This window comes from Micromonospora sp. NPDC047620, assembly GCF_043205005.1.
Taxonomy (GTDB): Bacteria; Actinomycetota; Actinomycetes; order Mycobacteriales; family Micromonosporaceae; genus Micromonospora.
In genome coordinates, this window is sequence record NZ_JBIDDG010000009.1 from 234,331 (window position 1) to 259,630 (window position 25,300).

Here is a 25,300-nt window from a genome sequence, read left to right on the forward strand (position 1 = left end):
GGTGTCCCGGTGCGGGCCGGCCGCGTCGGTTCGGTCACGGTCATCCTCCGATGGCAGACATCGGCCGGGCCGGCTGAAGGAAGGCCGGGTCGTCGATGCCGTGCCCGGCCCGCTTGCCCCACATCGCCGTGCGCCAGCGCCGGGCCAACTCGTCGTCGTCCGCCCCGGCCCGCAGCGCGCCGCGCAGGTCGGCCTCCTCAGTGGCGAAGAGGCAGGCGCGGACCTGCCCGTCGGCGGTGAGCCGGGTGCGGTCGCAGTCGCCGCAGAACGGCCGGGTGACGCTGGCGATCACACCGACCCGCGCGGGGCCGCCGTCAACCAGCCAGGTCTCGGCCGGCGCCGCGCCGCGTTCCGTCGGGTCGGGGGCCAGGGCGAACTCCCGGCGCAGCGAGGCGAGGATCTCGTCGGCGGTGACCATGGTGGTGCGGTCCCAGCCGTGCTGGGCGTCCAGCGGCATCTGCTCGATGAACCGCAGCTCGTAGCCGTGCGTCAGGGCGAAGCGGAGCAGTGCCGGCACCTCGTCGTCGTTGACCCCGCGCATCAGCACCGCGTTGACCTTGACCGGGGTCAGCCCGGCGGCATTCGCTCCGGCGAGCCCGGCCAGCACGTCGGGGAGGCGCCGGCGCCGGGTGAGCCGGGCGAACCGCTCCGGGTCCAGGGTGTCCAGCGAGACGTTCACCCGGTCCAGCCCGGCGGTGCGCAGCGCGGGGGCGAGCCGGTCCAGCCCGATGCCGTTGGTGGTCAGGGAGATCCGGGGACGCGGTTCCAGCGCCGCCACGGCGGCCACGATGCCGACCAGCCCGGGCCGGATCAGCGGCTCCCCGCCGGTGAACCGCACCTCGGTCACCCCGAGCCGCCGCACCGCGACCCCGACCAACCGGACGATCTCGTCGTCGTCGAGCAGTTGCGGGCCCGCCAGCCAGGGCAGCCCGTCGGCCGGCATGCAGTAGGTGCAACGCAGGTTGCACTTGTCGGTCAGCGACACGCGCAGGTCCCGGGCGACGCGGCCGTACCGGTCGACGAGGACGCCATCGGTCGGTGGGGCGGCGTTCACCCGTCGACGGTAGCGCGCACCAGCGCCGACCGGGCGGTGCGGGCGACCGCATCACGGTACGACCCGCCGAACAGGGCGGTGTGCACCAGCATCAGGTGGAGTTGGTGCAGCGGCACCCGCTCCCGCCACCCGTCGGCCGGCGGCCACGCCTCCGCGTACGCGGCGAGGATCCGGTCCAGGTGGGGCGCGCCGCCGAAGAGCGCCAACTGCGCCAGGTCCGTCTCCCGGTGCCCGCCGTGCGCCGCCGGGTCCACCAGCCAGGCCCGGTCGTCGGCCCCCCAGAGCACGTTGCCCGGCCAGAGGTCGCCGTGGATACGGGCCGGCGGCTCGTCCCCGCCGAACTCGCCGATCCGGTCGACGACCTCCTCGACCAGCCCAGCCTCCGCGCCGGTCAGCGCGCCGCCGTCCACCGAGCGGCGCAGGTAGGGAACCAGCCGGCGCTCGGCGAACCAGCGCGACCACGGGCCGTCGTCCGGCGTGTTGTCCTGCGGGAGGGCCCCGATGAAACCGGCCCACTCGGCCCCGAAGGCCGGCGCGCCGGCCCGGTGCAGCCCCGCCAGCTCCCGGCCGAACCGTTCGGCCGCCTCGGGCGTCGGCTCGCCGGGCTCGACCCAGTCGAGTGCCAGCAGCTCCGGCAGCGCCACGACCACCTCCGGCACCGCGACCGCGCCCACCTCGCGCAGCCAGTGCAGGCCCGCCGCCTCGGCGGCGAAGAGGCCCTCCGGCAGCGACCGGTCGGACCCCTCCGGCCAGGTCTTGGCGAAGACGGAGTGGCCGTCGTCCAGGGTCAGCCGGGAGGCGGCGCAGATGCCGCCGCCGGAGACGGGCGTCTCCCGGATCCGCTGGTGGGTCAGGAAGGTCGGCAGGTGCTCCGGGTGCGCCCGCAGGTACGCCAGATCCATGACGGCAACGTAGCCTCTTCACCCTCACCGCGCGTCGTTCGCGCCGCAGGTTCCCCGGTGAGCTGCGGCGATACTCTCCGTGTCTGTGGATAACCCGTGTGTCGTCCACAGGGTCAGCCGGCCGGTGCGCCCGCGCCGCAGGCTGCGGGCATGACCTCGACCGACCGCCCCCGGCTCGCCGTCCGTTCCCCCGCCGACCTCATCGCCGCCGTGCCGTACCTGCTCGGCTTCCACCCGGCCGACAGCGTGGTCGTGGTCGCCATGCGGGGCCGCCGGATCACCTTCGCCGCCCGCGCCGACCTGCCCGACCTGGCAGACCCGCACGATCCGGCCCGGCACCTCGCCGGCGTCATCGCCCGGCAGGGCGCCGAGACCGCCACGGTCCTGGGTTACGGCCCGGCCGCCCGGGTCACCCCGGCCGTCGACGCCGTGCGCGCCGCGCTGGCCGTTGCCGGGCTGCCCGTGCTCGACGCCCTCCGCGTCACCGAGGGCCGCTACTGGTCGTACGTCTGCACGGAGCCGGAGTGCTGCCCGCCGGAGGGCACCCGCTTCGACGCCGGGGCCAGCGAGGTCAGCGCGGCGGCCGTCTTCGCCGGCCAGGTCGCCCTGCCCGACCGGGCCGCCCTCGTCGCGCAGGTCGCCCCGGTCGGCGGCCCGGGCCGGGTGGCGATGCGCCGGGCCGCCGCCCGCGCCGAGCGGCGCCTGGCGGCCCTGCTCGACAAGACGCCCCCGGCGGAGCTGCGCGACGGGCGGGCGGTCCGGGCCGCCGGGGTGGCGGCGGTACGCGGCGCGTTGCGCCGGCACCGGCGGGGGCAGCGGCTCGGCGACGACGAGGTGGCCTGGTTGAGCCTGCTGCTGACCCACGTCACCGTCCGGGACCACGCGTGGGCGCGCACGGACGGGCGGGACGAGGACATCGCGCTCTGGACCGACGTGCTGCGCCGGGCCGAGCCGGAGCTGATCGCCGCGCCGGCGGCGCTGCTGGCGTTCGCGGCCTGGCGGGCGGGGCAGGGGGCACTGGCGGCGGTGGCCCTGGAACGGGGTCTGGCCGAGCACCCCGACCACGCGCTGGCGCTGCTCCTCGACGACCTGCTCCGCCGGGGCGTGCCACCGTCCGCGTTGGACGGCTGGCCGGCGGTCGCACTGCCCGGCGTGCTACGCCGCAGGCGCACCCGTCGGGGCCCCCGCTGATCCGCCGGCGTCGGGCGACGCATGGCGGCCCGGGTCATCCCCCGGCGGGAAGCCGCCGGTCCAGCCAGGAGAGCAGGGCCTGCTCGTACTGCGGGCTGACTCCGGCCAGGTCGTCGGCCTCGTCCAGGGTGGGCGCGTGGTCGCAGCCGGTCAGCCGGGCGACAGTCAGCTCGGCGGCGCGGGCGGCCCGGCGCCACACCGCCAGACTCTCCTCGATCGGTATCCAGGCGTCGGTCTCGCCGTAACAGAGCAGCACCGGGCAGGACAGCTCCGCGAAGACCGGCTCCGGGTCGAAGTCCATGTCGGCCCAGGCACCCGGCTCCGGCACCTCACGCGGCAGGAACACCAGCGGAAACCAGGGCCGCTCGACGGCCGCGTCCAGCTCCGCCTGGGCGACCGAGCGGGGCAGCCCGCCGCGCAGGTACGTTTCTGCGACCCGACGCAGCCGGCTCAGGTGGGCGAGGTCGGCGTCGCCGTACCCGTGGCGGCGAAGCTGCTCGGCGGTGGCGTACCGCATCTGCCGGGCGGGGCTGACGCCGGAGCACCCGACGAGCACGAGGAAGTCGACCCGGTGCCGGCTGGCGGTCAACGCGGCTGCCCAAGCCCCCTGGCTGAACCCCCACAGCCCGACGGGGACGTCGCCGACCTGCCGGCGCAGCACGTCGAGGGCCGCCGCCGCGTCGTCGGCCTGGGCGGTCAGCGGCACGTCGTGACCGTCGAACCGGGGTCGCCGGTCGTAGCGCAGCACCGCGATGCCGGCCGGCGGCAGCAGCCGGGCCAGGTGCTCGTAGAGGAAATGGGACCGCGTGCCGGCGTGGGAGCCGTGCAGCACGGCGAGGGCTCCCCGGGCCGGCCCGGCCGGAAGGTCCAGGATGGCCGGAAGTTGCTGCTCGCCGACGCCCAGCTCCATGCCGGGCAGTCAACCACAGACTGGCCGCGTCCGTCTCGCCCGTCCGTGCCCGCCCGGAGCGGTAGCATGCCGGCAGGGCGTCGTGCGTTCGGCCGCCGCACCGTTTCGTCCCGGCGGCGACGATCTCGGTTCGCGCCGTGGAGAGTTTTGCGTGCGGGGGCGGTCAGGTCCGTTCGGCGACCCGAGCGACGAACGCGCGCCACGCCGCCGGCCCGAAGGTGAGGGCCGGGCCGGCCGGGTCCTTCGAGTCGCGTACGGCGACGACGCCAGGAAGGTTGTCGGCGACCTCGACGCAGTTGCCGCCGTTCGAGCTGCTGCGGGTGGCCTTGCGCCACCGCGCGCCGGTCAGGTCAGCCATGATCTTGCCTCTAGGAAGTCGATGGATTGGTTTCGCGGGAGAGCGACCGATCTCACGGTATCCCACACGGCCCACAGCGGAGCAACGTCATTAGTGATGCGTCCAGTTGCCTGATCATCCAGGTAGCCGACATCCTCACCGTCCCTCGTTGTGGCGATCACGAACGGCCCGGCCTGGCCTGGGTGGAGGCCCGCGTTCAGCGGAAGGACATGCACCATGACGTTAGGCCGCTCGGCCATCGCTGCCAGGTGGTCGAGCTGCGGCACCATGACTGCCGGCGCACCTCGGCGCAACGCTGCCTCATCGATCACGAAGACTGCCAGGGGCGGGCGGGGCCGCTCAAACACGGCAGCCTGCCGCCGTAGCCGCGTCTCGACGTAGCCGTCTGCGTCGGCTATGAGGGGACCACTAGCGAGGACCGCGCGGGCATACTCCTCGGTCTGAAGTAGCCCGGGAATGACGGTCGACTCATAGCACCGCAGCCCAGCCGCTTCGCGCTCGATGTCCGTCCATGGCTGGAACCATGCCGGCTCGCGGCGCTTCAGTGCGTCCGGCCAAAGCTCCTCTATGTCCTTGTTCAGGATTTCGGCGACCCGGGCACGGTGCCGGGTCTGCGGAATTCGTCCCTGGCTCACCCACCGCGCCGCCGTCTTCGGATCAACGCCGACTTGAGCTGCAAGGCTCTCGGCAGTCTCACCGGCCTTCGCCATCGCTACCTGTACCGCCCGGTTCATCCCCATCCCTCACGCGAACGTCCCGAATGATCTCGGTACAGACTGCTACGCGGTGTCACTGTCTGGCAACCCTCCGCAAGGTGCTTTGTAGACGGCGCGAGCCGGTGGAGGCACCCGGAGCCCGCCGGTCGTGCCGGCGAGGGGGCCGCCGCAGGGCGAGCATCCGTGGCGGCCCCCTCCTCCAGCCGACGGACGAAGGGAAAGACGGTGAGCCCGCGAGAGATCACCTCCGGCGACGTGCTGTACCTGGCCCGATCCGCGAGCCCTCAGTTCGTCCGCCCGATCACCGTGCGTGTGATCCGCGTCCTGGCCGACTGGCACACGTACCACGGATGGTGCTGGATCGACGCCTACGAGCTGAACGCGCGCGGCGACGCCGTGGACCGGCGCTCGCTGTACGTGCGGTGCGAGGGGGTGCGTTGGCGTACGACGCCCCCGGCCGCTGCCCCGGCCCGCCGCCCGATCTCCCGTGTGCAGGTGACGGCGTGAGTCGGCGGCGCCCCGAGCACCTGCCCACCCGGCCCACCTGGCGCTGCGCGGCCTGTGGGATCGCCTGGCCGTGTTCCGCCGCGAAGTTGCGGCTGCTCGCCGAGTACCGGACGGACCGGCCGGCCCTGCTGGTTCACCTGGCGACCCTCCAGGCGGAGGCGGGCGAACAGCTCGCGGCGTCGGACCGCGCCCCGGCACCGGGCGACCTGACCGAGCGCTTCACCGGGTGGGCACGGGCCCGCGGGTAGCCGGTACGCGGGTGGTCTCATGGACGGGGCAGCTCGACAGCGTTCCACCACCCACCCCCGACACGGCATCCGTCGAAGGCGCTGCGCCGCCGTCCGGCTGGAGCTGTTCGGCACCCGGATCAGGCGGTGACCCGGCGGGGGTGGGCGTAGACGTTCATGGTCCGGTCGCGCAGGAAGCCCACCAGGGTCAGCCCGGCCTCCTCGGCTAGGTCCGCCGCCAGGCTGCTCGGTGCGGAGACCGCCGCGAGCAGCGGCACGCCGGCCATCCACGCCTTCTGGGTCAGCTCGAAGCTCGCCCGCCCGGAGACCAGCAGCACGTGCCCGGCCAGCGGCAGCCGCCGCTCGCGGACCGCCCAACCGATCACTTTGTCGACCGCGTTGTGCCGGCCGACGTCCTCACGCAGCACGACCAGCTCGCCGCCCGCCGTGAACAGGGCCGCCGCGTGCAGCCCGCCGGTGCGGTCGAAACCGCGCTGCGCCGCCCGCAGCCGGCCCGGCAGCTCGGCCAGGACCGCTGCCGGCACGGTCAGCGGGTCGTCACCCACCGCGAAGACGGATCGGGTACGCACGGCGTCGATGCTCGCCTTGCCGCACACCCCGCAGGAGCTGGTGGTGTAGAAGTTCCGGGCCGGGTCGGTGGCGGGCTCGGGCACGCCGGGCGCGAGCACCACGTCCACCACGTTGTACGTGTTGGGCGTCTCCGCGCCGGCGCAGAGCTGCGCGGTGTGCACGTCGTCGGCGGCACGGATCAGCCCCTCCGTGAGCAGGAAGCCGATCGCCAGGTCCAGATCCTCGCCGGGCGTACGCATGGTCACCGCGAGCGGCCGTCGCTGGCCGGGGCCCGCCGCACCGACCCGGATCTCCAGCGGCTCCTCCACGGCGAGGGCGTCCTGCCGGCGTAGCGAGGTGCGGCCGGTGTCCGCCGCGTCGAGGTCGACGCGGAGCACGCCGCGTCGGTCAGTCGCCCGTCCCATCCCGCCATCCTGCACCCCGCGCCCGCGTCGCCGCGCGGCTACCGTGGCGGGGTGGACGCGTACGCGGCGGTGGTGCTGGCCGGCGGGGCTGCCCGCCGGATGGGCGGCGTGGACAAGCCCGGCCGGACGGTCGGCGGCCGGCCCATGCGGGACCGGGTGCTGGCCGCCGTCGCCGACGCCGCCCCGCGCATCGTGGTCGGCCCGCCCGGGCCGGTGCCCGCCGGGGTGCGGGTGACCCGGGAGGAGCCGCCGGGCGGGGGCCCCGTCGCCGCCGCCGCGGCCGGGCTGGCCCTGCTCGACCCCGGTACGCCGGTGGTCGCCCTGCTCGCCGCCGACCTGCCCCTGCTCACCCGTGCCGCCGTCGGCGGGCTGCTCGACGGGCTCGACGCCGATCACGACGGCGTTTGCTACGTCGACCACGACGGAAAGCGGCAGACGCTCTGCGGGGTGTGGCGGGTGGCCCCGCTGCGCGCCGCCCTGGACCGCCTCGCCACCGAGCGCGCCGCCACCGAGCCGGCCACCGCCACCGAGCCGGCCACCGCCACCGAGCCGGCCACCCGTGCCGGGCGGGGCGGTGCCGCGCCGCTCGCCGGGGCGCCGATCCGGGCCCTGCTGGCCGGGCTGCGGGTCCGCGAGGTGCCGTGGACCGGTGCCGGCCCGCCGCCCTGGTTCGACTGCGACACTGACGAGGACGTACGCCGGGCGGAGGAGTGGGCGCGATGACGGTGATGGACGACTGGCTGACGGCGGCCTGTGCCGAGCTGGGTCTCGACCCCGCCCAGGTGCCGGTGCCGGCCGTGCTCGACCTGGCCAAGGACGTGGCGCACCAGGTGCTGCGGCCGGGCGCGCCCGTCACCGCGTACCTCCTCGGGCTGGCGGTCGGCCGGGGCGCGGACCCGGCGGGTGCCGCGGCCCGGCTCAGCGCGCTGGCCGCCTCGTGGCCGGTCGAACTGGGCGCCGAACGCGCCGGCGAGGGCCCCGCCTGAGGTCGTTGTCCGATCGCTGTCGGGCTGATTCGTCCCCCAGGATCCGTGGGTAGGGTGACCAGGACGGACGGAGGCGATCATGACGGCAGACCACCCCTCGGCGCCGAACGGTGACACGCCCGGCACCCTGCCGGCACACCACGAGCCGATCCTGCTCGACGAGCCCACCACGGCCGACCTGCGGGCGAAGGTGACCCAGGCGTGGCGGGAGTTCGCGCGGGCGTTGGCCGAGCGGCTGGCGGCGCTGCCGACGGGCACGCACGTCGAGCTGACGCTCGACCCCACCGCCTCCGGCACCGGCGACGCGGTCTACTCCGTCAGCGTCGACGTCGGCGAGGAGGGCCGGCTGGCGGCCCGCGCGGTCGGCAACGCCACCCTGCCGCAGGGCTACCGGCTGGACCGGGCCGCGGTGGCGGACATGATCGCCCTCGGCTGGTCGCCGCCCGGCGTGGTGGCGGGCTCCGGCGAGCACTTCGGGCTGGACGGCAACACCACCGACGCCACCCGGCTGGCGGCCCTGATCACCCGGACGCTGCGCGACGTCTACGGCGCCCCGCACCCCGCCTTCCTCGTCTACCTGATCCACGACGCCGAGGGGGAGCCGCTGCCGGTGGAGCCGCTGGGCACCGCGCGCAGCGAGTTCGGCCCGGACCGCGACGTGGAGGCCGACCTGGACGAGGCGCTCGCCGCGGCGACCGCCGCCCAGGCCCCGGAGGGCGACGTGGCCGCGCTCGCCGAGCGGGTCCGCACGGTCGTCTCGACCATGCTCAAGTCGGACTCGGACCGGTTGCAGGTCGACTCCGACGGCGACATCAACATCCGCGCCGGCTCGGCGATGGTCTTCGTCCGGGTCCGCGACAACCCGCCGCTGGTGGACGTCTTCTCCCCGGTGCTCACCGAGGTCGAGCCCACCGAGCGGCTCTACGTGAAGCTCTCCGAGCTGACCAACCGGATGCCCATCGGCCGGCTCTACTGCGCCGACGACACCGTGTGGGCGTCCATCCCGGTCTTCGGCCGCAACTTCCAGGCCACCCATCTGATGCTCGCCGTGCAGGTGATGACGGGGCTCGCGGACGAGCTGGACGACCGGCTGCACGGCGAGTTCGGCGGCAAGCGCTTCTTCGGCGAGGGCGACAAGGCGGTCAGGCGTGACCAGGGTGAGCACCGCACCGGCATGTACCTCTGACCGGGGCCTTCCCGGCTGAGACGGGTGGGGCCCGGAAACCCCGAGAGATCGGGCCCCACCCGCCGGGGAGGGAGAATCAGGTCACAGGGAGCCAGTCGAGGCTCCGGGCGGTGGTCGGATCGGTGGCGCGCAGGCCCGCGTCGGAGACGGTCCAGAGCACGTCACCCACCAGCAACGACCGGGTCACCGCGCCCGCCCCGCCGGGGTGGGACACCGTGCCGACCTCGCCGATGTCGCTCCCGGAGACCCGCAGCAGGCGTACGTCGTCGCCGACCGGGAGGGCGACCAGGCCGGTCTCCGGGCGGTGCAGGAAGGCGTGCGAGTCGTACTCCAGCGCGGAGTACTGCCCGGGCACGTGCCACTGGTCGAGCCGGGCCGGCCGGGCCGGGTCGCGGACGTCGAACAGGGAGACCTGGAGCCCCTGCGTCCGCCCCCGTCGGTCGGCCTCCTGGCCCACGCCGAGCAGCCGCCCGTCCGGCAGCGGGTGCAGGTACGCCGAGTACCCGGTGATCTTCAACTCGCCGGTGACCCGGGGCGCGGTCGGGTCGGTCAGGTCGACCGCGTAGAGCGGGTCGGTCCGCCGGAACGTGACCACGTACGCGGAGCGGCCGAGGTAGCGCACCGAGAAGATCCGCTCGCCCGGGCCGAGGCCGGTGACCGCGCCGACCCGGGTCAGCGCGTCGCCGTCCCGGCGCAGCACGTGCACCCCGGACTCGGAGGTCGGGCGGGCGCCCCAGGGATCGCCGGTGGTGGTGGCGACCCGCAGGTGCCCCTGCCACTCGGAGAGGGCGTACTGGTTGACGAGCGACCCCGGCACGGTGCCGGCGGCGAGGTAGCGGGGACGCCCCGGCGCGCCGGTGTCGAACTGGTAGATCTCGGTGACCTGTGCGCCCGCCGGCCGGTCCCGGCGCGGCCCGGCGGGCCGACCCGGGACCGGGCGTTCGCCCGCGAGGTAGAGGTTCGGGCCGGTGCCGTAGACCGTGGTCGCGTCGGCGGCGACGGTGACCGGGTCGCCGTCGCCGAGCCGGTCGGCGGCCAGGTCGAAGCTCAGCACCGTCAACATCGACGTGCCGGACCAGGTGGGCGGGCGGCTCAGCCGGTCGCAGCCGACCCGCCCGGTGTGCCGCTGGGCGCCGGCCGTCCACTCGTACGCCGGCAGCCACGCCTTCACCCCGGCCTGGTCGATGACCGCCCGGTTCGCCGCCGTCCGCGTCGCGTCGGTGCCGCGCTTCGCGTACGGGAACTCCAGCCGGGGCCGGGTGCGGACGACGACCCGCGCGGTGGACCCGGTCTGCCGGGCGTCGACGAGGTTCCCGTCCATGCGGTAGGTGCCGAGCACCCGCGGCGGGCCCGCGAGGTCGACCAGGATCAGCCGCGGTACGCCGGCGATCCGCGACCCGGCGAACTCCCTGGCCCCGCCGGCGCCCACCTGGGCCAGCACCAGTGCCCGGTCGCCGTGCAGCAGCAGGCTCTGCTGCCCCCACCCCAGCTCCGGCAGCGCCCCGGTGAGGTCGACCCGCCCGGTCTCCCGCCGGGCGGCCGGGTCCACCACCCGCAGCAGCCCCCGGCTGACCGTCACGATCCGCCGGCCGTCGGTCTTGACCAGGTCGGGCTCGTCCGCGCCGGCCTCGTGGTTGTTGGTGGTGGAGTGCTCGGGGGCGGCTGCGGCCTCCGCCCGCGCGGCGTCCGGGACGGCGCTGAGGGCGGCCCCCGTGCGCCAGCCGCCGCCGAAGCCCCACGGGCCGACGGACGCGCGGGCGGCCGCCCGCAGGCCGGCCAGCGCGTCGGCGCAGGAGTCGAAGGAGACCAGCACCGGGGCGGTCGGCAGGTGCCGCGGCGGCGGATCGCCGGGCAGCGGCGGCGGGATGGCGCTCCCGCCGAGCAGCGTGAGGGCGGCCAGCGTGCCGGCCGCGAGGACGTGCGCTCCCCGTCTCATGGCCGGTTCGACGCGCCCGCGTGGCGCGTGGTTCCGACCCGCCCAGCCCTTTCGCGCCGTTTCCCGCCGCACCCCCGGGCCGGTCGGCGCGGTCAGCCGCCGGAGGGCCCGACGCCGGGGGACTCGACCAGTCGGGAGAGCACGATGGTGCTGCGGGTGGAAGTCACGAAGGGCTCGGCCCGCAGCCGCTCCAGCGCCGCCTCCAGGTGCGCGATGTCGGCGGCCCGCAGGTGGACGAGCGCGTCGGCCTCGCCGGAGACCGTGTACGCGCCGACCACCTCCGGGTGCCGGCGGGTGGCGACCCCGATCTGGGCCGGGGTGGTCCGGCCCGCGCAGAACAGCTCGACGAATGCCTCGGTGGTCCAGCCGACGGCGGCCGGGTCGACGACCGCCGTGAAGCCCCGGATCACCCCGGCGGACCGCAGCCGGTCCACCCGTCTCTTGACCGCCGGGGCGGAGAGTGACACCCGTTGTCCGATGTCCGCGTACGAGGCGCGGGCGTCCGCGACGAGCAACGCAATGATTCGCTGGTCTACGGCATCTATCTGCAACGTTCCGCCTCTGGGAAGCAATGGTTGTGGCTGTTACCAAAGTTCAACGGTACCTACCCTTGGTCACCGTGAACCAGCAGCGAGTCCCGCGAAAGCGGACATATCTCATGTGCTCGCCCGAGCACTTCGCGGTGGAGTACGCGATCAACCCGTGGATGGACGTCAGCACCCCGGTCGACCCGGAGCTGGCGGTCAAGCAGTGGGACCGGCTGCGGGAGACCCTGGTCGGCCTCGGCCACGAGGTGCACCTGCTCACGCCCGAGCGGGGCCTGCCCGACATGGTCTTCGCGGCCAACGGCGCGTTCGTGGTCGACGGCATCGTCTACGGCGCGCAGTTCAAGCACGAGCAGCGGGCCGCCGAGGCCGCCGCGCACCGGGCGTTCTACGAGTCGCAGGGCTGGCGGTTCATCGCGCCGAGCGAGACGAACGAGGGTGAGGGCGACTTCGCGTACCTGCCCGAGGCGCACGGCGGGCTGGTCCTCGCCGGGCACGGCTTCCGCACCGAGCTGCCGGCCCACGCCGAGGCGCAGGAGGCGCTCGGCCGCCCGGTGGTGTCGCTGCGCCTGGTCGACCCGCGCTTCTACCACCTGGACGTGGCACTGGCGTCGATCGACGACGAGAACATCGTCTACTACCCGGGCGCCTTCTCGGCGGCCAGCCAGAAGGTGCTCGCCCAACTCTTCCCCGACGCGGTGGTCGCGGACGACGAGGACGCGCTGGCCTTCGGCCTGAACCTGGTCAGCGACGGGCTCAACGTGGTGCTCAACAGCGAGGCGACCCGGCTGGCCGGGAAGCTGAAGGCGGCCGGCTACCACCCGGTCCCCGTCGAACTGGCCGAGCTGAAGAAGGGCGGCGGCAGCGTGAAGTGCTGCATCGCCGAGCTGCGCCACTGAGCCGAGCCGCGCGAGGCGTACGACGAGGGGCCGGCCTCCCGGGCGGGGAGGCCGGCCCCTCCGCGCGTGGTGCGGGGCGCTCAGCCGAGCGTGGCCAGCTCCGTGACCAGCACGTTCGACAGCACCTGGCCGTCGAGCTGCACCTCGCGCAGGTACCACTTCTGCTGCGGCGTGCGTGGCTGGTTGAACTGCCACACCCCGCGCGGGCTGTCGATCTGGCCGATCTTGCCGAGCGCCAGGTTGACCTGCTGCGGGTTGGGCGTCGCGCCGGCGATCCGGATGGCCTGGTCGAGCACCTGTGCCGCGTCGTACGAGGCCATGGCGTAGGTGGTGGGCGAGGTGCCGTGCTTCTTGCGGTACGCGGAGGCGAACCGCCGGTTGGCCGTGTTGTTCAGGTCGGCCGAGTAGTTGAGGGCGGTCTGGATGCCCGTCGCCTCCTCGGCCTTGACGCTCTCCAGGACCGTGCCCTCGGTGAGGAAGCCCGGGGCGTAGACCTTGCCGGTGAATCCCTCGATGCGTAGCTGCTTGATGAACTCGACCGCCGCCGGCCCGGCGTAGAAGCAGAACACGGCGTCGGGCTTGCGGCTCAGCGCCGTGCGGATGTCGGCCCGGTACGCGGACTTCGACGGGTTGGTGAAGACGCCCGTCCAGGTCACCGGGTCCTTGATGCGCGGGTCGGACTCGCCGAACTCCTGCTTGAAGCCCCGCACCACGTCCTGGCTGCCGGCGTTCTCCGGCGCGACGATCGCCAGCCGCGCCGAGGATCCCAACTGCTCCCGCAGGTAGCGACCCAGCGCCCGGCCCGCCTCGTCCAGCACGTACGACGTCCGCCAGATGTAGACGACGCTCTGGAGGCTGGTCGGCGAGGCGTTGGAGCCGATCAGCGGCACCCGGGCCTGCTCGACGGTGTCCCGGATGCCGAACATGACGTTCGAGTCGACCACGCCGGTGAGGGCGAGCACGCCCTGCTTCAGCAGCCCCTCGACGGCGGCCTTGCCGGTCTTCACGCTCTCGCCCTCGTCGGCGGTGAGCAGGGTGACGGGGTGCCCGCCCAGGCCGTTTCCGTTGAGGTCGAGGAAGAGTTGGAAGCCGTTGGTGATCTCGTCGCCGATCGCCTTGAGACCTCCACTGGTGGGCGCGATGAGGCCGATCTTGATCGGGCTTCCGTCGCCGGCCGCTTCGCTCTCGGCGGCATCGGTGCCACAGCCGGCGGCGAGGCCCGCCGTTCCGAGCGCGGCCAGCAGTTGGAGTGCCCGCCTGCGGTTCATCTGCGACACCGGGTTCCTTCCAGGGAGCGTTGCAGGGCGGATCGCGCCCCCTCGGCGTTCTACCGGGTCAGCGACGCTGCGTCAATGCCTAGCGATCTTCCAGCAGAGATCGAAGAGCAGCCGTGACCTCTGGCCATGCCGTCGACTCCGGATCGATGAGCCCGAAATGTTCGCATTCTGGCAGCTCAACGAGGCGGATGTCGCCGCCTGCCGCCCGGTCGGCCGCGACGAACTCGCGGCTCATCGCCACCGGCACCTGCTCGTCCAGCGCGCCGTGCATGACTACTGTCCGTATCGGGATGGGCACCAGCGACCGTGGATCGGCGGCGGCGTACCGGTCGGGGAGGTCGGCCGGGCCGCCGCCCAGCAGCGCGGCCACCGCCCCGGAGTCCAGATCCAGCCGGTACGCCTCGGCGAGGTCCGACACCGGGGCCAGGGCCAGCACACCCCCGACGGCGGCCGGGGCGGCCGCCGCCGCGTACAACGCCAGGTGCCCGCCGGCGGAGTGACCCACCAGGACCGGCGGCCCGGCGGCGACCCGCCCGGGCAGCGCCTCGGCCGCCAGCCGGGGCAGCTCCGTCACGCCGGTCAGCACGTCGGTCAGCGTCCCGGGCCAGCCGCCGCCCGGCTGCCCCGTCCTGCGGTACTCCACCTGGGCCACCGGGTGGCCGAGCGCGGCCAGCTCGGCGGCCAGCGGGTCGGTGTGCCGCCGGTCGTACTCGGCCCGCCAGAAGCCGCCGTGCACCACCACGACCAGTGGCCGGGCCGGGCCGGACCCGGCGGGTCGGCGCAGGTCGGCGACCTGGTCCGGGTGGTCGCCGTAGGAGACGGTGGCGTCCGGGGCCGGGGCGGGGCGGCTGAGCACGGCGCGCGGGTCGGCGGGCATGGCGCGACCGTAGCGCGGATCACCCGCCGATCCGGCGTCGGGGATCGGTCCCGGGCGCGGTGGGCCGTGCGGCTGGGTAAAGATGGGTCCCATGACCGAAGCGCACTCCGCTGGACAGAACGACGAGCCGGGCCAGGACGGCACCGGGCACTCCGGAACGGTGGTGGTGGTCGGCCCGGACGGGCGGCCGGTCGGCACCGTGCAGACCGACGAGGCCGCCGGCGAGGACCCCACCCGACTGGTCGAGCAACCGGCCAAGGTGATGCGGATCGGCAGCATGATCAAGCAGCTGCTGGAGGAGGTCAAGGCCGCCCCGCTCGACGACGCCAGCCGGCACCGGATGCGGGAGATCCACGAGCGGTCGATCGTCGAGCTCAAGGAGGGGCTCGCCCCCGAGCTGCGGGACGAGCTGGAGCGGATCTCCCTGCCCTTCACCGAGGAGAAGGCGCCCAGCGAGAGCGAGCTGCGCATCGCGCACGCCCAGCTCGTCGGCTGGCTGGAGGGCCTCTTCCACGGCATCCAGGCGGCCCTGGTCGCCCAGCAGATGGCCGCCCGGGTCCAGCTCGAACAGATGCGTTCGGGCCGGCAGGCGCTGCCCAGCGGCCCCGGCGGCGTGATGCCGGGCATGCCGGGCATGGGCCAGCCGCAGGGCGGCGAGGGGCACAGCACCGGCCAGTACCTCTGAGCGTGCCGGCCGGCCGGGCCCCGGCCGGCCGTCAGCCCACCCCGAAGACCTTCTCCAGGTACGCCGCCACGCCGTCCGTCGAGTTCGCCGAGGTCACCTCGTCGGCGACCGCCAGGACGGCGCGGTGCGCGTTCGCCACCGCCACCCCCCGCCCGGCCCAGGTCAGCATCGGCACGTCGTTGGGCATGTCGCCGAAGGCGAGCACGTCCCGGGCGTCGATCCCGAGCCGGGCGCAGTACCACGCCAGCCCGGCCGCCTTCGTCACGCCCGCGGCGGAGATCTCCACCAGCCCCGAGTACGACGAGTGGGTCGCCTCGGCCAGCCCCTCCAGCGCCCCGGCGACCAGCGCGACGAAGGCGTCCGGGTCCTGGTCGGCGGCCCGGGCCAGCAGCTTCACCGCCGGCGCCGACAGCAGCTCCTCCGGGGTCTCGACCGCCCGGATCGCCTCGTGGTCGGCGTCCCAGCGCAGCGGGTAGTGCGCCTCGTGCCGCATCTGCCGGCTGTCGACGATCTCCACCGCGAAGCTGATGTCGGGCACCTCGGCGCGCAGCCGCCGGGCCACCTCGGCGAGCAGTTCCGGCGCGAGCGGGTCGGCCCGGAGCACCTCGTCGGCGGCCGGGTCGTAGACCACCGCGCCGTTGGCGCAGATCGCCGGCAGCGGCTCGGCGAGCTGGTCGTACACGAGCTTCAGCCAGCGGATCGGACGGCCGGTGACCAGCACGACCGGCGTGCCCCGCGCGGAGATCCGCGCCAGCACGTCGGCGGTGTGCGGGCTGAGCGTGCGGTCGTCCCGTAACAGGGTGCCGTCGATGTCGGTGGCGATCAGCCGAGGTGCTTCTCCCATCAGCGGGACAGTAGCCGATCGAGGTACACCGCCACCCCGTCGTCGTCGTTGCGCAGCGTCACCTCGTCGGCGACGGCGCGGACCGTCGGGTGGGCGTTGGAGACCGCCACCCGGGCCCAGCCGGCCCACGCGAACATCGGCAGGTCGTTGGGCATGTCGCCGAAGACCAGCACCTCGGCCGGGTCGACGCCGAGCCGCTGCGCCACGACGGCCAGCCCGGTGGACTTGTCCACCCCCGGTGGGCAGATCTCCACGAAGCCCAGCCCCGCCTGGGTGAGCGTGGCGACCTCCGGCGGGACGACCTCCCGGGCGACGGCGAGCAACTCGTCGACGTGGTGGTCGGCGGTCCGGACGAACGCCTTGATCACGTCACAGGAGAGGCACTCGGCGCGGCTGCGCGCCTCGAACGCGTCCTGGTAGGGCCAGCTCGGGTGGTAGTCGCCCCAGAGCGGTGCGTCGTGCTCGTCCGACGCCTCGACCATCACCGTCAGCGGCCCGACCGCCACCTCCAGGTCGGCGAGCAGCGTGGCCAGCACCTCGGCGGGGAGGCGCTCGTCGCGCAGCACCACCGGCCCGGCCGGGTCGCTCTGGTCGACCACGCGACCGCCGCCCGCCATCACCAGGAAGTCGGCGGCGCGGATGTCGTTGCGGGTGAGCTCGGCCAGTCGGGGACCGCGGCCGGTCGCGCCGACCACCGGGATCCCGGCGGCGCGCACCCGGTCCAGCACCCCGTGGGTGTACGCGGAGACGGTCTCGTCGCTGCGGACGAGCGTCCCGTCGAGATCGGTGGCGATCAGCTTGGGCAGGCCCGGGCGGGTCATCGTTCCTCCTTCGCCCGCCGCCGCCGCAACCAGCCGTCTTCGGTCGTCGGTGCCTCGACCCTCAGTGACGGCGGGCAGCAACCGTACCTCGCGCGGCAGGTACCGACTATTGCCTTTGGGCGAAGTCGGTGCCAACGGACGACGGCCCGCCGGTGTCCCCGTCCCGGTCCGGCGGGGCGGCCGTACGGTGGGCGGATGGGAGAGCGGGACTGGCCGGTGGCGGAGATCATCGGCACGGAGCGGCTGCTGCTGGAGCCCCTCCGTGTCGACCACGCCGAGGAACTCGCCCCGCTCCTCGACGACCCGGCCCTGCACGAGTACACCGGCGGCAGTCCGGCAGCCCCCGAGCAGCTGCGGGAGCGCTACCGCCGGCAGGCGGCCGGGCGGTCCCCGGACGGCGGGGAGGGCTGGCTCAACTGGGTCGTGCGGCACCGGGACACCGGCGACGCGGTCGGGACCGTGCAGGCCACCGTGCGGCTCGACGGCGACCGGCCGGTCGCCGAGCTGGCCTGGGTGGTCGTGGCACCGCAGCAGGGCCGCGGCTACGCCGGCGAGGCCGCGGCCGGCATGGTCGGCTGGCTGGCGGAGCAGGGCATCGCGGCGCTCGTCGCGCACGTGCACCCCGACCACCGGGCCTCCGCCCGGGTGGCCGAGCGGCTCGGCCTGCGCGCCACCGACGAACTGGTCGACGGCGAGGTCCGCTGGGCCGCCCCCTGACCGGGCCGGGTGCCGGACCGCGCCGGGTGCGGCTGCGGACCGGGTGGGAGGGCGCGGCGGACGGCCGGGTCAGTCCCGGGGCTCGGGGCGGGCGAAGGGGCTGGCCGGCCCGACGGTGAGGTCGGCCGGTGGGGGCAGCGCGTCGTCCTCCAGGTCCCGGGCCCTGAGGCTCCGGCGGCGCCGGTCGACCGGCTCCCCCTCGTCGGCGACCGCTCCCTCGTCGGCGGTCTCCTCGCCCGGCACGGCAGCCCCGACCGGGGCCAGCTTCAGCGCCGCCGCGAGGAGCACGCACGCGACGGACGCCGCCACCAGGCCCCGACCGTACTCGACCCGGAACCCGTCGTCCGCCGAGTAGAAGAAGACGCGCTGGCCCGCCTCGTCGAGCGAGGCGGCGGTCGCGGCCAGCAGCGCCAGCAGCGCCCCGGCCAGGGTCAGGCCGGCGAGCCGGACGTTGCGCCGCACCGCAGCGGTGCCGCGCAGCGCGAGCGCCACCGCGCAGACCAGCGCCAGCAGCCCGACCAGGTAGCCGACCCCGAAGCCGCCGATGTCGGACACCCCGCCCGGCACCCGCACCGGCGTGTTGCCCTGCGGGCCGGCGTTGGGGATCGTCATCACCTGCCACTCGCCGAGCAGCGAGGCGACGGCGGCCACCGCGCCCAGCGCCGCCAACAGCGGCGGCAGCCGGTGGTCCCGGCCCAGGCCGGAGAGCGTACGCCCGACCCGGCCCGGCGGGGCCGCCTCCGCCCCGCCCCACTCCACGACGGCGGTGCCGTCGGACCGGTGGTCCTGGTGGGGAATGGGGAGATCCTGGGACATCGGCCACCCTTCCGCGTTCGCGGGCCTGAGCCGAATCATGACACAGTACGCACCCAGGGACGCGAAGCGTGAACGGTCGCCGGTGGGTGCCCTTTCCGATAGCGTCGGGGGCATGCCTATCCGTACCGCTTCCGCACGTTGGCAGGGCAACCTCACCGAGGGGTCCGGCACGGTCCGCACCGGCAAGGGCGGGCTGGAGGGTAACTACTCCTTCAAGTCGCGTTTCGAGGAGGGTGAGGGCACCAACCCGGAGGAGCTGATCGGTGCCGCGCACGCCGGCTGCTTCTCCATGGCGTTCTCCAAGGCCCTCGCCGAGGCCGGCTCGGCGCCCTCCTCCGTGGAGACCACCGCCAAGGTCCACCTGGACAAGACCGACGCCGGGTTCACCGTCACCCGGATCGAGCTCGACACGGTCGGCAACGTGCCGGGCATCGACGAGGCGCAGTTCACCAAGCTCGCCGAGACCGCCAAGGAGAACTGCCCGATCTCCCGGCTGCTCTCCCCGGGCGCGCAGATCACCCTGACCGCCCGCCTCGCCTCCTGACCGCCTCCTCCGTCGGCGTACGCCTCCGCGGGGAGCGACCCTCCCGGTGGAGGCGCGCCGATCTTGGCCGGGCCGCGGGCCACGCCGTCGGGCAGAATGGGCGGGTGCCGGTGGAGATGAGCCGCGAGCGCTTCGAGGAGCTGGTCGGCGACGCGCTCGACGAGGTGCCCGAGGAACTGCTCGCCCTGATGAGCAACGTCGTGATCCTGGTGGAGGACGACCCGCCCCCCGGCGAGGACCTGCTCGGCCTCTACGAGGGCCACGCCCTCACCGAGCGGGGCTGGGACTACTCCGGCGTGCTGCCGGACCGCATCCTCATCTACCGCAACCCGATCCTGCGCCTGTGCGACGACGACGAGGACGTGGTGGACGAGGTCGCGGTGACGGTGGTGCACGAGATCGCCCACCACTTCGGCATCGACGACGAGCGCCTGCACGAGCTGGGCTGGGGCTAGGGCGCGGGACCGATGGCGCCACCGGCGGGCGGCCCGGGGGCCGCGCCGACCGGCGGGTGGGCCGGGCCGGTCGGCCGGTGGTCGACGGTTGCGCCGTACGCCTACCGTCGGTCCAGGCATCGCGAAATCAGGAGGCACTTCCATGCGCAGCGAGCTCTTCTCCGCGGAGAACCTGGAGAAGGAGTCCGCGCAGCCCGGCATGCGGCTGCAGAACTCCAAGATGTTGAAGATCGAACTCAACGGCGAGGCGATGGCCCGCGTCGGGTCGATGGTCGCCTACCAGGGGCAGGTGCAGTTCCAGGCGCTCGGCTCCGGGGGGCTCGGCAAGTTCCTCAAGCAGAAGCTGACCGGCGAGGGCGTCCCGCTGATGAAGGTCACCGGCCGGGGTGACGTCTTCCTCGCCGACTTCGCCAAGGACGTGCACGTCATCGACCTGGAGCCGGGCGACGCCCTCTCCATCAACGGCTCCAGCGTGCTGGCGTTCGACTCCACCCTCCAGTACGACATCCGGATGGTCGGCGGGGCCGGCATGGCCTCCTCGTCGGGCCTGTTCAACTGCGTCTTCACCGGCCACGGCCGGATCGCCATCACCACCAAGGGCACGCCGGTCGTGCTCAACGTCGACGCTCCCACCTACGTCGACCCGCAGGCGGCGGTCTGCTGGTCGGCCAACCTCCAGACCGGCTACCACCGGGCGGAGCAGCTCGGCCTCGGCACGCTGCTCGGCCGGCGCACCGGCGAGGCGTTCACGATGAGCTTCGCCGGCCAGGGCTTCGTCGTCGTGCAGCCCTCCGAGGAGCCGCCGATCATGGGCAGCGGCGCCCAGGAGCAGCAGGGCGGCCTGCTCGGCGGCCTGCTCAGCTGACCCGCGCCCCGCCCGCGCACCGCCCCCGCCCGCGTCTCGCCCGGCCCCGCCGGGTCCGCAGCGATCGGGGGCGGTGTCGTCAGGTGAGGTCGCCGGCGCGCAGGCGGGCCAGCCAGGCGGCGGCGTCGGCGTAGTCGGCGTCCGAGAGGCCGGGCGGCGCGGGGACCGGCCGGTCGCCCGCCGCCGCGGTCCAGCGGTGCCGGGGGTACGAGCCCAGGAAACGCACGTCGGCGCAGACCCGGCGCAGCCCCTGCAACGCCTCCCCGAGCCGGACGTCCGCAACGTGCCCCGTGCAGTCGAGGAAGAAGACGTACCGGCCGAGCGCCTCGCCGGTCGGGCGGGACTCGATCCGGGTCATGTTGATCCCCCGGACGGCCAGCTCCATCAGCACCGCCAGCAGCGCGCCCACCCGGTCGTGGGCGATGTAGACCGCCAGCGAGGTCACGTCGTCGCCGGTCGGCGGCGGGGGCGGGCCGGGGCGGGACACCAGCGCGAAACGGGTCACCGCGTCCGGGTGGTCGGCGATCTTGTCGGCGAGCACGTCGAGCCGGTGCCGGGTGGCCCCGATCGGGGCGCAGATCGCCGCGTCGTACTCGCCGGCGGCTGCGCCGGCCGCGGCCGCGCCGTTGGAGAGCACGTCGACCACGACCGCGTCCGGCAGGTGGGCGCGCAGCCAGCCCCGGCACTGGGTGGACGCCTGCGGATGGGCGGCGACGCTGCGGACGGCCGCGAGCGCCGTGCCGGGCCGGGCGGCGAGCACGAACTCGACCGGCAGGATCACCTCACGGGTGATCACCAGAGGTTCCCCCTCGGCCAGCTCGTCCAGGGTCACCCCGACCGCGCCGCCGATCGAGTTCTCCAGCGGCACCAGGGCGGCGTCCGCCTCCCCGGCCCGTACGCCGTCCAGCGCCTCCGGCACACTGCGGGCCGGTGCGCGGCTGCCCCGTTCGGCGGCGGGGATGGTGTTCAGCGCCTGCTCGGCGAAGGTGCCCTCGGGTCCGAGGTAGACGAAGCGCGTCGGCGGTGTTCCCGGCATGGCGACAGCCTACGCACCCGGTACGCCGGCCGACCCGCCGTCGCAGACCAGGGTTCGGATGCCGGGCGGCCCGGCGGCCCGGACCTCGACCGTGCAGACGTCGGTGCCGGCGGTGACCAGCCGCGGAGCGCTCGCCCGGCCCTCGGTGACCACGTGGAGGTCCTCGTGCCCGGTCACGTCGAGCACCGTGTAGTGCCACCCGCCGGCGCAGAGCGGGCCGGTCCGCACCCGCACCCGGGCGCCGCCCGGGAGCACCCCGCCCCGGCCGCGCACCAGGTCGACGACCCGCTTCCCGGAGGGGCCGTCGGTGCACGGCACCGCGACCAGGCCGGAGTCGGCGGTCGGGGTGGCCGCCCCGGGCAGGCCGGTGGCGGGGGGCGGGGTCGGCGCGAAGGTGGGTGTGCCGGCCGGGCTCGGGGTGGCGCGGGTCGGGGCGGCGGTGGGGGCGGTGTTCCGCAGCTCGGGCGGCGTGCCGCAGCCGGCCAGCGGCACCGCGGCCAGCAGCACGGCGGCCAGGAGCCGGCCGTGCCGGGCGGGCTGGCCGGTCGGGTGGTCGGGGGCGGCGGGGCGCGAGGGGGTGGGCGGCACGGGCCGATCCTCGGGACATCGGGGAGCGTCGCTGCGGCCGGGAGGCCGAGCCCATCCTAGGAGGAACCGGCGGCCCGGGTGAAGGTCAGGCGAGGACCCGGTGGCCGGCCCGCTCCAGTGCGGCGGTCGCCTCGCCGAGGCGTACCGAGGGAACCAGCAGGTAGTCGGTGTCGTACGTCGAGAAGGCGACCACGCTGACCCGGGCGGCGGCGAGCGGGTCCACCAGCGCGGCAAGGGTGCCGCTCACCGCCAGGTCGAGCGGCCCGGCGAACCGCAGGCAGCGCCAGGCCGTCTCCGTGGCGGCCTGCTCCGGTACCCGGTCGGCGGGGCAGATCAGCGAGATCCCGTCGGCGGTCCAGCTCACCGTGACGACGTCGCCGCCGCTCAGCCCGCCCGTCAGCTCGGGCGGCAGGGCGGAGCCGGCGGCCATCCGGCACACGGCGTACTCCCCTGGCAGCAGAGCGATATCGAGCATGAGGGCACCTTACGGCCTCGGAGAGCGCCCGCCCCAGATTCGCCGTGTGCGGCGAACACCACATCCCGCCGCAGGTCAGACCTCGGAGAAGAACGTGAGGGAACCGGCGACCGAACCGTCGGTGAGCACCGGGGTGGAGATCGCGTCCACGGTCGAGTCCGGCCGGTCGGCCGACGCGGCCTGGACCCGGAGCAGCCCTCGGGCCAGGCGCCCGGAGGACAGGGCCAGCAGCGGCGGGATCTTGTCGATCTCGGGCTCGGTCAGCTCGCCCCGGTTGGCGGTGAAGTCGAGCAGCCGGAGCCCGCCGTCGAGCAGCGGCAGCCCGATCACGTCCTCCGGGGTGCCCAGGCAGAGCAGCTCGCAGCCCGAGGCGGAGACGGCGATCACCCTCGTCTCGGCGTCGATCAGCAGGCACGGCTCGTCGGCGTGGGAGACGGTCGACGACCACTGCCCGAAGTTGTCGGACCCAAGCTCTGTCGATGTCCCCGCCGACGGCACGAACACTTCAGAGAGCGAGAGTTCGACGTGGGCCACCGCGCCTCCTATGTACACCGACGGTCCGTCCACGCTAGCCGGTCGCCGCGGATGTCGCCGACCGCGCCGTGGTCACCGGGCCGCCGGTGGTGATGGGGTGCCCCGACCGGGCGGCCGGCGACGGCGCGACCGACGGGTGCCGACCGGCATCCGGGCCGCGTGGCGTCGCCGGTGACGTTACCGCCGGCCGGCCGGCTTGTCAGCGGCCGTTCGGCCGTCCTCGTACCACCGGTAGTCGGCGGCCGGCCGGTAGGCGCCGTTCATCCAGGTGCCCGGGTGCTGGGCGACCCGGGACAGCTTCTCGGCGGTGGCCGGGCTGATCCGGCTGCCCCCGGCGACGAGCAGGCGGTCCAGCTCGCGGTGGGTGGCCATGAGGCAGTCCTTCGGCAGGCCGTAGACGCTGATGACGCCGGAGCCGACGAATGTCAGCACCGGCGTCACCGGGATCGGCAGCCCCACCGCGTCGGAGAGCGCCTTGCTGGCGCGCTTGGCGTCGCGGCGGGCCTCCGCCACGTAGGGCGGTCGCTTGCCGTTGATCTGCACCACGTCGCCGGCGACGAGCACCCGGGCCCGGCCGTGGTCGGCGACGGTGACCGCGAAGAGCCCGCTCGGCCCGATGGCGAGGAAGCCGGCGCGTTCGTCGCGCTCGTGGTCGAGCAACAGGTCGGAGGCGTCCGTGCGAGGCCACTCGATGACGTGCCAGGCGGGCCCGAGGTGGTCGAGCTGGCCGAGCGCCCGCGCGCCGGCCGCCTCCAGCCGGCGGGCGCCCCGCTCCGCCCGCCGGCGGCGGGCCCACTCCAACGGGGACGGACGGACCGGCGTGAGCACCCCCGGCGACTCCACGCGGGGATGTGGCACCGCCGCGGGCGGCAGTGCCCGGGCGGACGGTACGGCTCGACGAGCGGGAAAGACAGTCATCGCGACCTCCGGCAAAAGGTCCCTCGAAGTTATGTCCTCACTACCCTACGTTGCCAGACCCCCGTGTCGGCAAGTTGGAACGCCGGAGTGAGTGCGGATGAATGCCATATTCATCCACCACTGTTTTATCGGATGCCGCCAAACCCTGCCCTACGCTGCGATGGTGACCCACTACGTGGACAGCGAAGTCGGCCGGCTCGGCACCGTGCTGCTGCACCGGCCCGGCCCGGAACTCGCCCGGCTCACCCCACGAAACAACGACTCGCTGCTCTTCGACGCCATCCCCTGGGTGGGGCGCGCCCAGGAGGAACACGACGCCTTCGCCGCCGCCCTGCGCGAGCGCGGGGTCGAGGTGCTCTACCTCGCCACCCTGCTGGCCGAGACGCTCGCCGTGGCCGACGCGCGGGCCGAGCTGACCGAGGAGGTGCTGCGCTCGCCCCGGCTCGGCGACTCGCTGCGCGCCCGGGTCGCCGACCACCTCGCGTACCTCGACCCGGCCGCGCTCGCCGACGTGCTCATCGCCGGGCTGGCCCACGAGGAACTGCGGGTCAGCCGGGAACGGCCGGGCGGCCTGGTCTACACCCTGATGGACCGGCACGACTTCGTCATCGACCCGCTGCCCAACCTGCTCTTCACCCGGGACTCCTCGCTCTGGATCGGCGACCGGGTCGGGGTGACCAGCCTGGCGATGCCGGCCCGGCGGCGGGAGACCACGCTGACCGATGCCATCTACCGGCACCACCCGCGCTTCGCCGGCACCGAGTTCGTCTACCACCCGGAGCTGGAGCACCTGGAGGGCGGCGACGTGCTGCTGCTCGCGCCCGGGGTGCTGGCCGTCGGCGTGGGCGAGCGGACCACCCCGGCCGGCGCGGAACGCCTCGCCCGGCAGGTCTTCGCCGCCGGGCTGGCGCACACCATCCTCGTCGTGCCGATCGCCCAGGAGCGGGCGACCATGCACCTGGACACCGTCTGCACGATGGTGGACGTCGACGCCGTGCTGATGTATCCGAACGTCGCCCACACCCTGTCGGCGTACACGGTGATCGCCGGGGTGGACGGGGAGGACCCGCGGGTGGACGGTCCGGCGCCGTTCCTGCGGGCCGCCGCCGACGCGATGGACCTGGCCCAGCTCCGGGTGATCGACACCGGCCTGGACCCGGTTACCGCGGAACGCGAGCAGTGGGACGACGGCAACAACACCCTCGCCCTCGCGCCCCGGCTCTGCGTGGGCTACGAGCGCAACACGGAGACCAACGCGCAACTGGAGCGGGCCGGCATCGAGGTCATCCCGATCGCCGGCTCCGAACTCGGCTCCGGCCGGGGCGGGCCGCGCTGCATGTCCTGCCCCCTGGTCCGCGAGCCGCTCGGCGGGAAAGGAAGGGCACCTTCCTAACGCTTCCGGTAGAGGAAGGGGCCCTTCCTAACACCTCGGGCAC

General features: G+C 74.6%; 31 protein-coding genes. 13 read left to right on the forward strand and 18 right to left on the reverse strand.

The features are described from left to right. Nucleotides 1–40: 40 nt before the first annotated feature. Together moaA and ACGF5C_RS13690 are read right to left on the reverse strand one after the other, a co-directional pair. The gene (gene moaA, locus ACGF5C_RS13685; protein ID WP_393300954.1) at nucleotides 41–1,054 is read right to left on the reverse strand and encodes a GTP 3',8-cyclase MoaA; all 1,014 of its coding nucleotides are present in this window, start codon (nucleotides 1,052–1,054) and stop codon (nucleotides 41–43) included. After that, nucleotides 1,051–1,956 (reverse strand): fructosamine kinase family protein, encoded by a 906-nt coding sequence (locus tag ACGF5C_RS13690; RefSeq protein ID WP_393300957.1) that lies wholly within the window; start codon nucleotides 1,954–1,956, stop codon nucleotides 1,051–1,053. The genes moaA and ACGF5C_RS13690 overlap by 4 nt, the downstream gene beginning before the upstream one ends. A gap of 150 nt (nucleotides 1,957–2,106) precedes the next feature. Here ACGF5C_RS13690 and ACGF5C_RS13695 point away from each other — a divergent pair, with 150 nt between their 5' ends. Next, nucleotides 2,107–3,147 (forward strand): DUF4192 domain-containing protein, encoded by a 1,041-nt coding sequence (locus ACGF5C_RS13695; RefSeq protein WP_393300960.1) that lies wholly within the window; start codon nucleotides 2,107–2,109, stop codon nucleotides 3,145–3,147. 34 nt (nucleotides 3,148–3,181) lie between these two features. On the opposite strand, the gene ACGF5C_RS13700 is transcribed toward ACGF5C_RS13695, so the two are convergent. The 3 genes from ACGF5C_RS13700 to ACGF5C_RS13710 all read right to left on the reverse strand — a co-directional run bounded on the left by ACGF5C_RS13700 (nucleotide 3,182) and on the right by ACGF5C_RS13710 (nucleotide 5,149). Next, the gene (locus ACGF5C_RS13700) at nucleotides 3,182–4,057 is read right to left on the reverse strand and encodes an alpha/beta hydrolase family protein (protein WP_393300963.1); all 876 of its coding nucleotides are present in this window, start codon (nucleotides 4,055–4,057) and stop codon (nucleotides 3,182–3,184) included. A 163-nt stretch (nucleotides 4,058–4,220) separates the two neighbouring features. Next, a complete protein-coding gene (locus ACGF5C_RS13705) occupies nucleotides 4,221–4,415 on the reverse strand; it encodes a DUF397 domain-containing protein (RefSeq protein ID WP_393300966.1) in 195 nt (64 codons plus the stop codon). Beyond that, nucleotides 4,403–5,149, reverse strand: coding sequence for a Scr1 family TA system antitoxin-like transcriptional regulator (locus tag ACGF5C_RS13710; RefSeq protein WP_393300969.1), 747 nt, complete (start codon nucleotides 5,147–5,149; stop codon nucleotides 4,403–4,405). Before ACGF5C_RS13710 ends, ACGF5C_RS13705 begins: the two co-directional genes overlap by 13 nt. A gap of 207 nt (nucleotides 5,150–5,356) precedes the next feature. Here ACGF5C_RS13710 and ACGF5C_RS13715 point away from each other — a divergent pair, with 207 nt between their 5' ends. Both ACGF5C_RS13715 and ACGF5C_RS13720 read left to right on the forward strand, forming a co-directional pair. Beyond that, entirely contained in the window at nucleotides 5,357–5,638 is a 282-nt protein-coding gene (locus tag ACGF5C_RS13715) for a hypothetical protein (protein ID WP_393300972.1), read from the forward strand. After that, nucleotides 5,635–5,886, forward strand: a complete 252-nt coding sequence (locus ACGF5C_RS13720; protein ID WP_357697944.1) for a flavin reductase — start codon at nucleotides 5,635–5,637, stop codon at nucleotides 5,884–5,886. The genes ACGF5C_RS13715 and ACGF5C_RS13720 overlap by 4 nt, the downstream gene beginning before the upstream one ends. 119 nt (nucleotides 5,887–6,005) lie before the next feature. Here the strand turns inward: ACGF5C_RS13720 and fdhD are convergent, their stop codons facing one another. Then, nucleotides 6,006–6,860: a formate dehydrogenase accessory sulfurtransferase FdhD gene (gene fdhD, locus ACGF5C_RS13725; RefSeq protein ID WP_393300975.1), complete on the reverse strand. Its 855-nt coding sequence runs from the start codon at nucleotides 6,858–6,860 to the stop codon at nucleotides 6,006–6,008. Nucleotides 6,861–6,911: 51 nt separating this feature from the next. Here fdhD and ACGF5C_RS13730 point away from each other — a divergent pair, with 51 nt between their 5' ends. The 3 genes from ACGF5C_RS13730 to ACGF5C_RS13740 all read left to right on the forward strand — a co-directional run bounded on the left by ACGF5C_RS13730 (nucleotide 6,912) and on the right by ACGF5C_RS13740 (nucleotide 9,032). Beyond that, nucleotides 6,912–7,583, forward strand: coding sequence for a molybdenum cofactor guanylyltransferase (locus ACGF5C_RS13730; RefSeq protein WP_393300978.1), 672 nt, complete (start codon nucleotides 6,912–6,914; stop codon nucleotides 7,581–7,583). Beyond that, entirely contained in the window at nucleotides 7,580–7,846 is a 267-nt protein-coding gene (locus ACGF5C_RS13735; protein ID WP_393300981.1) for a DUF6457 domain-containing protein, read from the forward strand. Before ACGF5C_RS13730 ends, ACGF5C_RS13735 begins: the two co-directional genes overlap by 4 nt. 79 nt (nucleotides 7,847–7,925) lie before the next feature. After that, complete coding sequence (locus tag ACGF5C_RS13740; RefSeq protein ID WP_357450417.1) at nucleotides 7,926–9,032, forward strand: hypothetical protein; 1,107 nt, start codon at nucleotides 7,926–7,928, stop codon at nucleotides 9,030–9,032. A 76-nt stretch (nucleotides 9,033–9,108) separates the two neighbouring features. Here the strand turns inward: ACGF5C_RS13740 and ACGF5C_RS13745 are convergent, their stop codons facing one another. Beyond that, the gene (locus ACGF5C_RS13745; RefSeq protein ID WP_393300984.1) at nucleotides 9,109–10,968 is read right to left on the reverse strand and encodes a beta-propeller domain-containing protein; all 1,860 of its coding nucleotides are present in this window, start codon (nucleotides 10,966–10,968) and stop codon (nucleotides 9,109–9,111) included. A 92-nt stretch (nucleotides 10,969–11,060) separates the two neighbouring features. Further along, the gene (locus ACGF5C_RS13750; protein WP_393300987.1) at nucleotides 11,061–11,519 is read right to left on the reverse strand and encodes an Lrp/AsnC family transcriptional regulator; all 459 of its coding nucleotides are present in this window, start codon (nucleotides 11,517–11,519) and stop codon (nucleotides 11,061–11,063) included. A 59-nt stretch (nucleotides 11,520–11,578) separates the two neighbouring features. On the opposite strand from ACGF5C_RS13750, the gene ddaH reads away from it, so the two are divergent. Continuing rightward, on the forward strand, nucleotides 11,579–12,412 hold the full coding sequence (gene ddaH / locus ACGF5C_RS13755; protein ID WP_393300991.1) for a dimethylargininase: 834 nt from the start codon (nucleotides 11,579–11,581) through the stop codon (nucleotides 12,410–12,412). A gap of 80 nt (nucleotides 12,413–12,492) precedes the next feature. Here the strand turns inward: ddaH and ACGF5C_RS13760 are convergent, their stop codons facing one another. After that, nucleotides 12,493–13,689, reverse strand: a complete 1,197-nt coding sequence (locus ACGF5C_RS13760; RefSeq protein ID WP_393300994.1) for an ABC transporter substrate-binding protein — start codon at nucleotides 13,687–13,689, stop codon at nucleotides 12,493–12,495. A 79-nt stretch (nucleotides 13,690–13,768) separates the two neighbouring features. After that, entirely contained in the window at nucleotides 13,769–14,566 is a 798-nt protein-coding gene (locus ACGF5C_RS13765; protein ID WP_393300997.1) for an alpha/beta hydrolase family protein, read from the reverse strand. A gap of 82 nt (nucleotides 14,567–14,648) precedes the next feature. Here ACGF5C_RS13765 and ACGF5C_RS13770 point away from each other — a divergent pair, with 82 nt between their 5' ends. Further along, nucleotides 14,649–15,251 (forward strand): bacterial proteasome activator family protein, encoded by a 603-nt coding sequence (locus ACGF5C_RS13770; RefSeq protein ID WP_393301000.1) that lies wholly within the window; start codon nucleotides 14,649–14,651, stop codon nucleotides 15,249–15,251. Nucleotides 15,252–15,282: 31 nt separating this feature from the next. Here ACGF5C_RS13770 and ACGF5C_RS13775 read toward each other — a convergent pair whose 3' ends face one another. Both ACGF5C_RS13775 and ACGF5C_RS13780 read right to left on the reverse strand, forming a co-directional pair. After that, nucleotides 15,283–16,095, reverse strand: a complete 813-nt coding sequence (locus ACGF5C_RS13775; protein ID WP_393301003.1) for an HAD family hydrolase — start codon at nucleotides 16,093–16,095, stop codon at nucleotides 15,283–15,285. Then, nucleotides 16,095–16,916 (reverse strand): HAD family hydrolase, encoded by an 822-nt coding sequence (locus tag ACGF5C_RS13780; protein WP_357697921.1) that lies wholly within the window; start codon nucleotides 16,914–16,916, stop codon nucleotides 16,095–16,097. Before ACGF5C_RS13780 ends, ACGF5C_RS13775 begins: the two co-directional genes overlap by 1 nt. A gap of 195 nt (nucleotides 16,917–17,111) precedes the next feature. Between ACGF5C_RS13780 and ACGF5C_RS13785 the strand changes: the two genes are divergently transcribed. Next, nucleotides 17,112–17,633, forward strand: coding sequence for a GNAT family N-acetyltransferase (locus ACGF5C_RS13785; protein WP_393301007.1), 522 nt, complete (start codon nucleotides 17,112–17,114; stop codon nucleotides 17,631–17,633). Nucleotides 17,634–17,702: 69 nt separating this feature from the next. Here ACGF5C_RS13785 and ACGF5C_RS13790 read toward each other — a convergent pair whose 3' ends face one another. Beyond that, on the reverse strand, nucleotides 17,703–18,449 hold the full coding sequence (locus tag ACGF5C_RS13790; protein WP_393301010.1) for a hypothetical protein: 747 nt from the start codon (nucleotides 18,447–18,449) through the stop codon (nucleotides 17,703–17,705). A gap of 112 nt (nucleotides 18,450–18,561) precedes the next feature. Between ACGF5C_RS13790 and ACGF5C_RS13795 the strand changes: the two genes are divergently transcribed. From ACGF5C_RS13795 to ACGF5C_RS13805, 3 genes are all read left to right on the forward strand, one after another. Next, nucleotides 18,562–18,993, forward strand: coding sequence for an OsmC family protein (locus ACGF5C_RS13795; protein WP_393301013.1), 432 nt, complete (start codon nucleotides 18,562–18,564; stop codon nucleotides 18,991–18,993). A gap of 110 nt (nucleotides 18,994–19,103) precedes the next feature. After that, nucleotides 19,104–19,448 (forward strand): metallopeptidase family protein, encoded by a 345-nt coding sequence (locus ACGF5C_RS13800; protein WP_350702725.1) that lies wholly within the window; start codon nucleotides 19,104–19,106, stop codon nucleotides 19,446–19,448. A 142-nt stretch (nucleotides 19,449–19,590) separates the two neighbouring features. Beyond that, nucleotides 19,591–20,313, forward strand: coding sequence for an AIM24 family protein (locus ACGF5C_RS13805; protein WP_350678421.1), 723 nt, complete (start codon nucleotides 19,591–19,593; stop codon nucleotides 20,311–20,313). A gap of 79 nt (nucleotides 20,314–20,392) precedes the next feature. Here ACGF5C_RS13805 and pheA read toward each other — a convergent pair whose 3' ends face one another. The 5 genes from pheA to ACGF5C_RS13830 form a co-directional block, all read right to left on the reverse strand. Beyond that, entirely contained in the window at nucleotides 20,393–21,349 is a 957-nt protein-coding gene (gene pheA / locus ACGF5C_RS13810) for a prephenate dehydratase (protein ID WP_393301016.1), read from the reverse strand. A gap of 9 nt (nucleotides 21,350–21,358) precedes the next feature. Further along, nucleotides 21,359–21,865 (reverse strand): hypothetical protein, encoded by a 507-nt coding sequence (locus ACGF5C_RS13815; RefSeq protein WP_393301090.1) that lies wholly within the window; start codon nucleotides 21,863–21,865, stop codon nucleotides 21,359–21,361. A 157-nt stretch (nucleotides 21,866–22,022) separates the two neighbouring features. Next, nucleotides 22,023–22,412, reverse strand: coding sequence for an ACT domain-containing protein (locus ACGF5C_RS13820; RefSeq protein WP_393301019.1), 390 nt, complete (start codon nucleotides 22,410–22,412; stop codon nucleotides 22,023–22,025). A 75-nt stretch (nucleotides 22,413–22,487) separates the two neighbouring features. Next, nucleotides 22,488–22,946, reverse strand: a complete 459-nt coding sequence (locus tag ACGF5C_RS13825; protein ID WP_393301022.1) for a hypothetical protein — start codon at nucleotides 22,944–22,946, stop codon at nucleotides 22,488–22,490. 177 nt (nucleotides 22,947–23,123) lie between these two features. Next, nucleotides 23,124–23,864 (reverse strand): hypothetical protein, encoded by a 741-nt coding sequence (locus ACGF5C_RS13830; protein WP_393301025.1) that lies wholly within the window; start codon nucleotides 23,862–23,864, stop codon nucleotides 23,124–23,126. Between the two features lie 160 nt (nucleotides 23,865–24,024). On the opposite strand from ACGF5C_RS13830, the gene ACGF5C_RS13835 reads away from it, so the two are divergent. After that, a complete protein-coding gene (locus ACGF5C_RS13835) occupies nucleotides 24,025–25,257 on the forward strand; it encodes an arginine deiminase (protein WP_393301028.1) in 1,233 nt (410 codons plus the stop codon). Nucleotides 25,258–25,300: the final 43 nt, after the last annotated feature.

Coding starts and splice junctions, on each gene's coding strand:
- ACGF5C_RS13690 (WP_393300957.1), bottom strand. CDS start 1,956: ATGGATCTGGCGTACCTGCGGGCGCACCCGGAGCACCTGCCGACCTTC.
- ACGF5C_RS13695 (WP_393300960.1), top strand. CDS start 2,107: ATGACCTCGACCGACCGCCCCCGGCTCGCCGTCCGTTCCCCCGCCGAC.
- ACGF5C_RS13700 (WP_393300963.1), bottom strand. CDS start 4,057: ATGGAGCTGGGCGTCGGCGAGCAGCAACTTCCGGCCATCCTGGACCTT.
- ACGF5C_RS13705 (WP_393300966.1), bottom strand. CDS start 4,415: ATGGCTGACCTGACCGGCGCGCGGTGGCGCAAGGCCACCCGCAGCAGC.
- ACGF5C_RS13710 (WP_393300969.1), bottom strand. CDS start 5,149: ATGAACCGGGCGGTACAGGTAGCGATGGCGAAGGCCGGTGAGACTGCC.
- fdhD (WP_393300975.1), bottom strand. CDS start 6,860: ATGGGACGGGCGACTGACCGACGCGGCGTGCTCCGCGTCGACCTCGAC.
- ACGF5C_RS13735 (WP_393300981.1), top strand. CDS start 7,580: ATGACGGTGATGGACGACTGGCTGACGGCGGCCTGTGCCGAGCTGGGT.
- ACGF5C_RS13740 (WP_357450417.1), top strand. CDS start 7,926: ATGACGGCAGACCACCCCTCGGCGCCGAACGGTGACACGCCCGGCACC.
- ACGF5C_RS13745 (WP_393300984.1), bottom strand. CDS start 10,968: ATGAGACGGGGAGCGCACGTCCTCGCGGCCGGCACGCTGGCCGCCCTC.
- ACGF5C_RS13765 (WP_393300997.1), bottom strand. CDS start 14,566: ATGCCCGCCGACCCGCGCGCCGTGCTCAGCCGCCCCGCCCCGGCCCCG.
- ACGF5C_RS13770 (WP_393301000.1), top strand. CDS start 14,649: ATGGGTCCCATGACCGAAGCGCACTCCGCTGGACAGAACGACGAGCCG.
- ACGF5C_RS13775 (WP_393301003.1), bottom strand. CDS start 16,095: ATGGGAGAAGCACCTCGGCTGATCGCCACCGACATCGACGGCACCCTG.
- ACGF5C_RS13780 (WP_357697921.1), bottom strand. CDS start 16,916: ATGACCCGCCCGGGCCTGCCCAAGCTGATCGCCACCGATCTCGACGGG.
- ACGF5C_RS13785 (WP_393301007.1), top strand. CDS start 17,112: ATGGGAGAGCGGGACTGGCCGGTGGCGGAGATCATCGGCACGGAGCGG.
- ACGF5C_RS13790 (WP_393301010.1), bottom strand. CDS start 18,449: ATGTCCCAGGATCTCCCCATTCCCCACCAGGACCACCGGTCCGACGGC.
- ACGF5C_RS13795 (WP_393301013.1), top strand. CDS start 18,562: ATGCCTATCCGTACCGCTTCCGCACGTTGGCAGGGCAACCTCACCGAG.
- ACGF5C_RS13805 (WP_350678421.1), top strand. CDS start 19,591: ATGCGCAGCGAGCTCTTCTCCGCGGAGAACCTGGAGAAGGAGTCCGCG.
- pheA (WP_393301016.1), bottom strand. CDS start 21,349: ATGCCGGGAACACCGCCGACGCGCTTCGTCTACCTCGGACCCGAGGGC.
- ACGF5C_RS13820 (WP_393301019.1), bottom strand. CDS start 22,412: ATGCTCGATATCGCTCTGCTGCCAGGGGAGTACGCCGTGTGCCGGATG.
- ACGF5C_RS13830 (WP_393301025.1), bottom strand. CDS start 23,864: ATGACTGTCTTTCCCGCTCGTCGAGCCGTACCGTCCGCCCGGGCACTG.
- ACGF5C_RS13835 (WP_393301028.1), top strand. CDS start 24,025: ATGGTGACCCACTACGTGGACAGCGAAGTCGGCCGGCTCGGCACCGTG.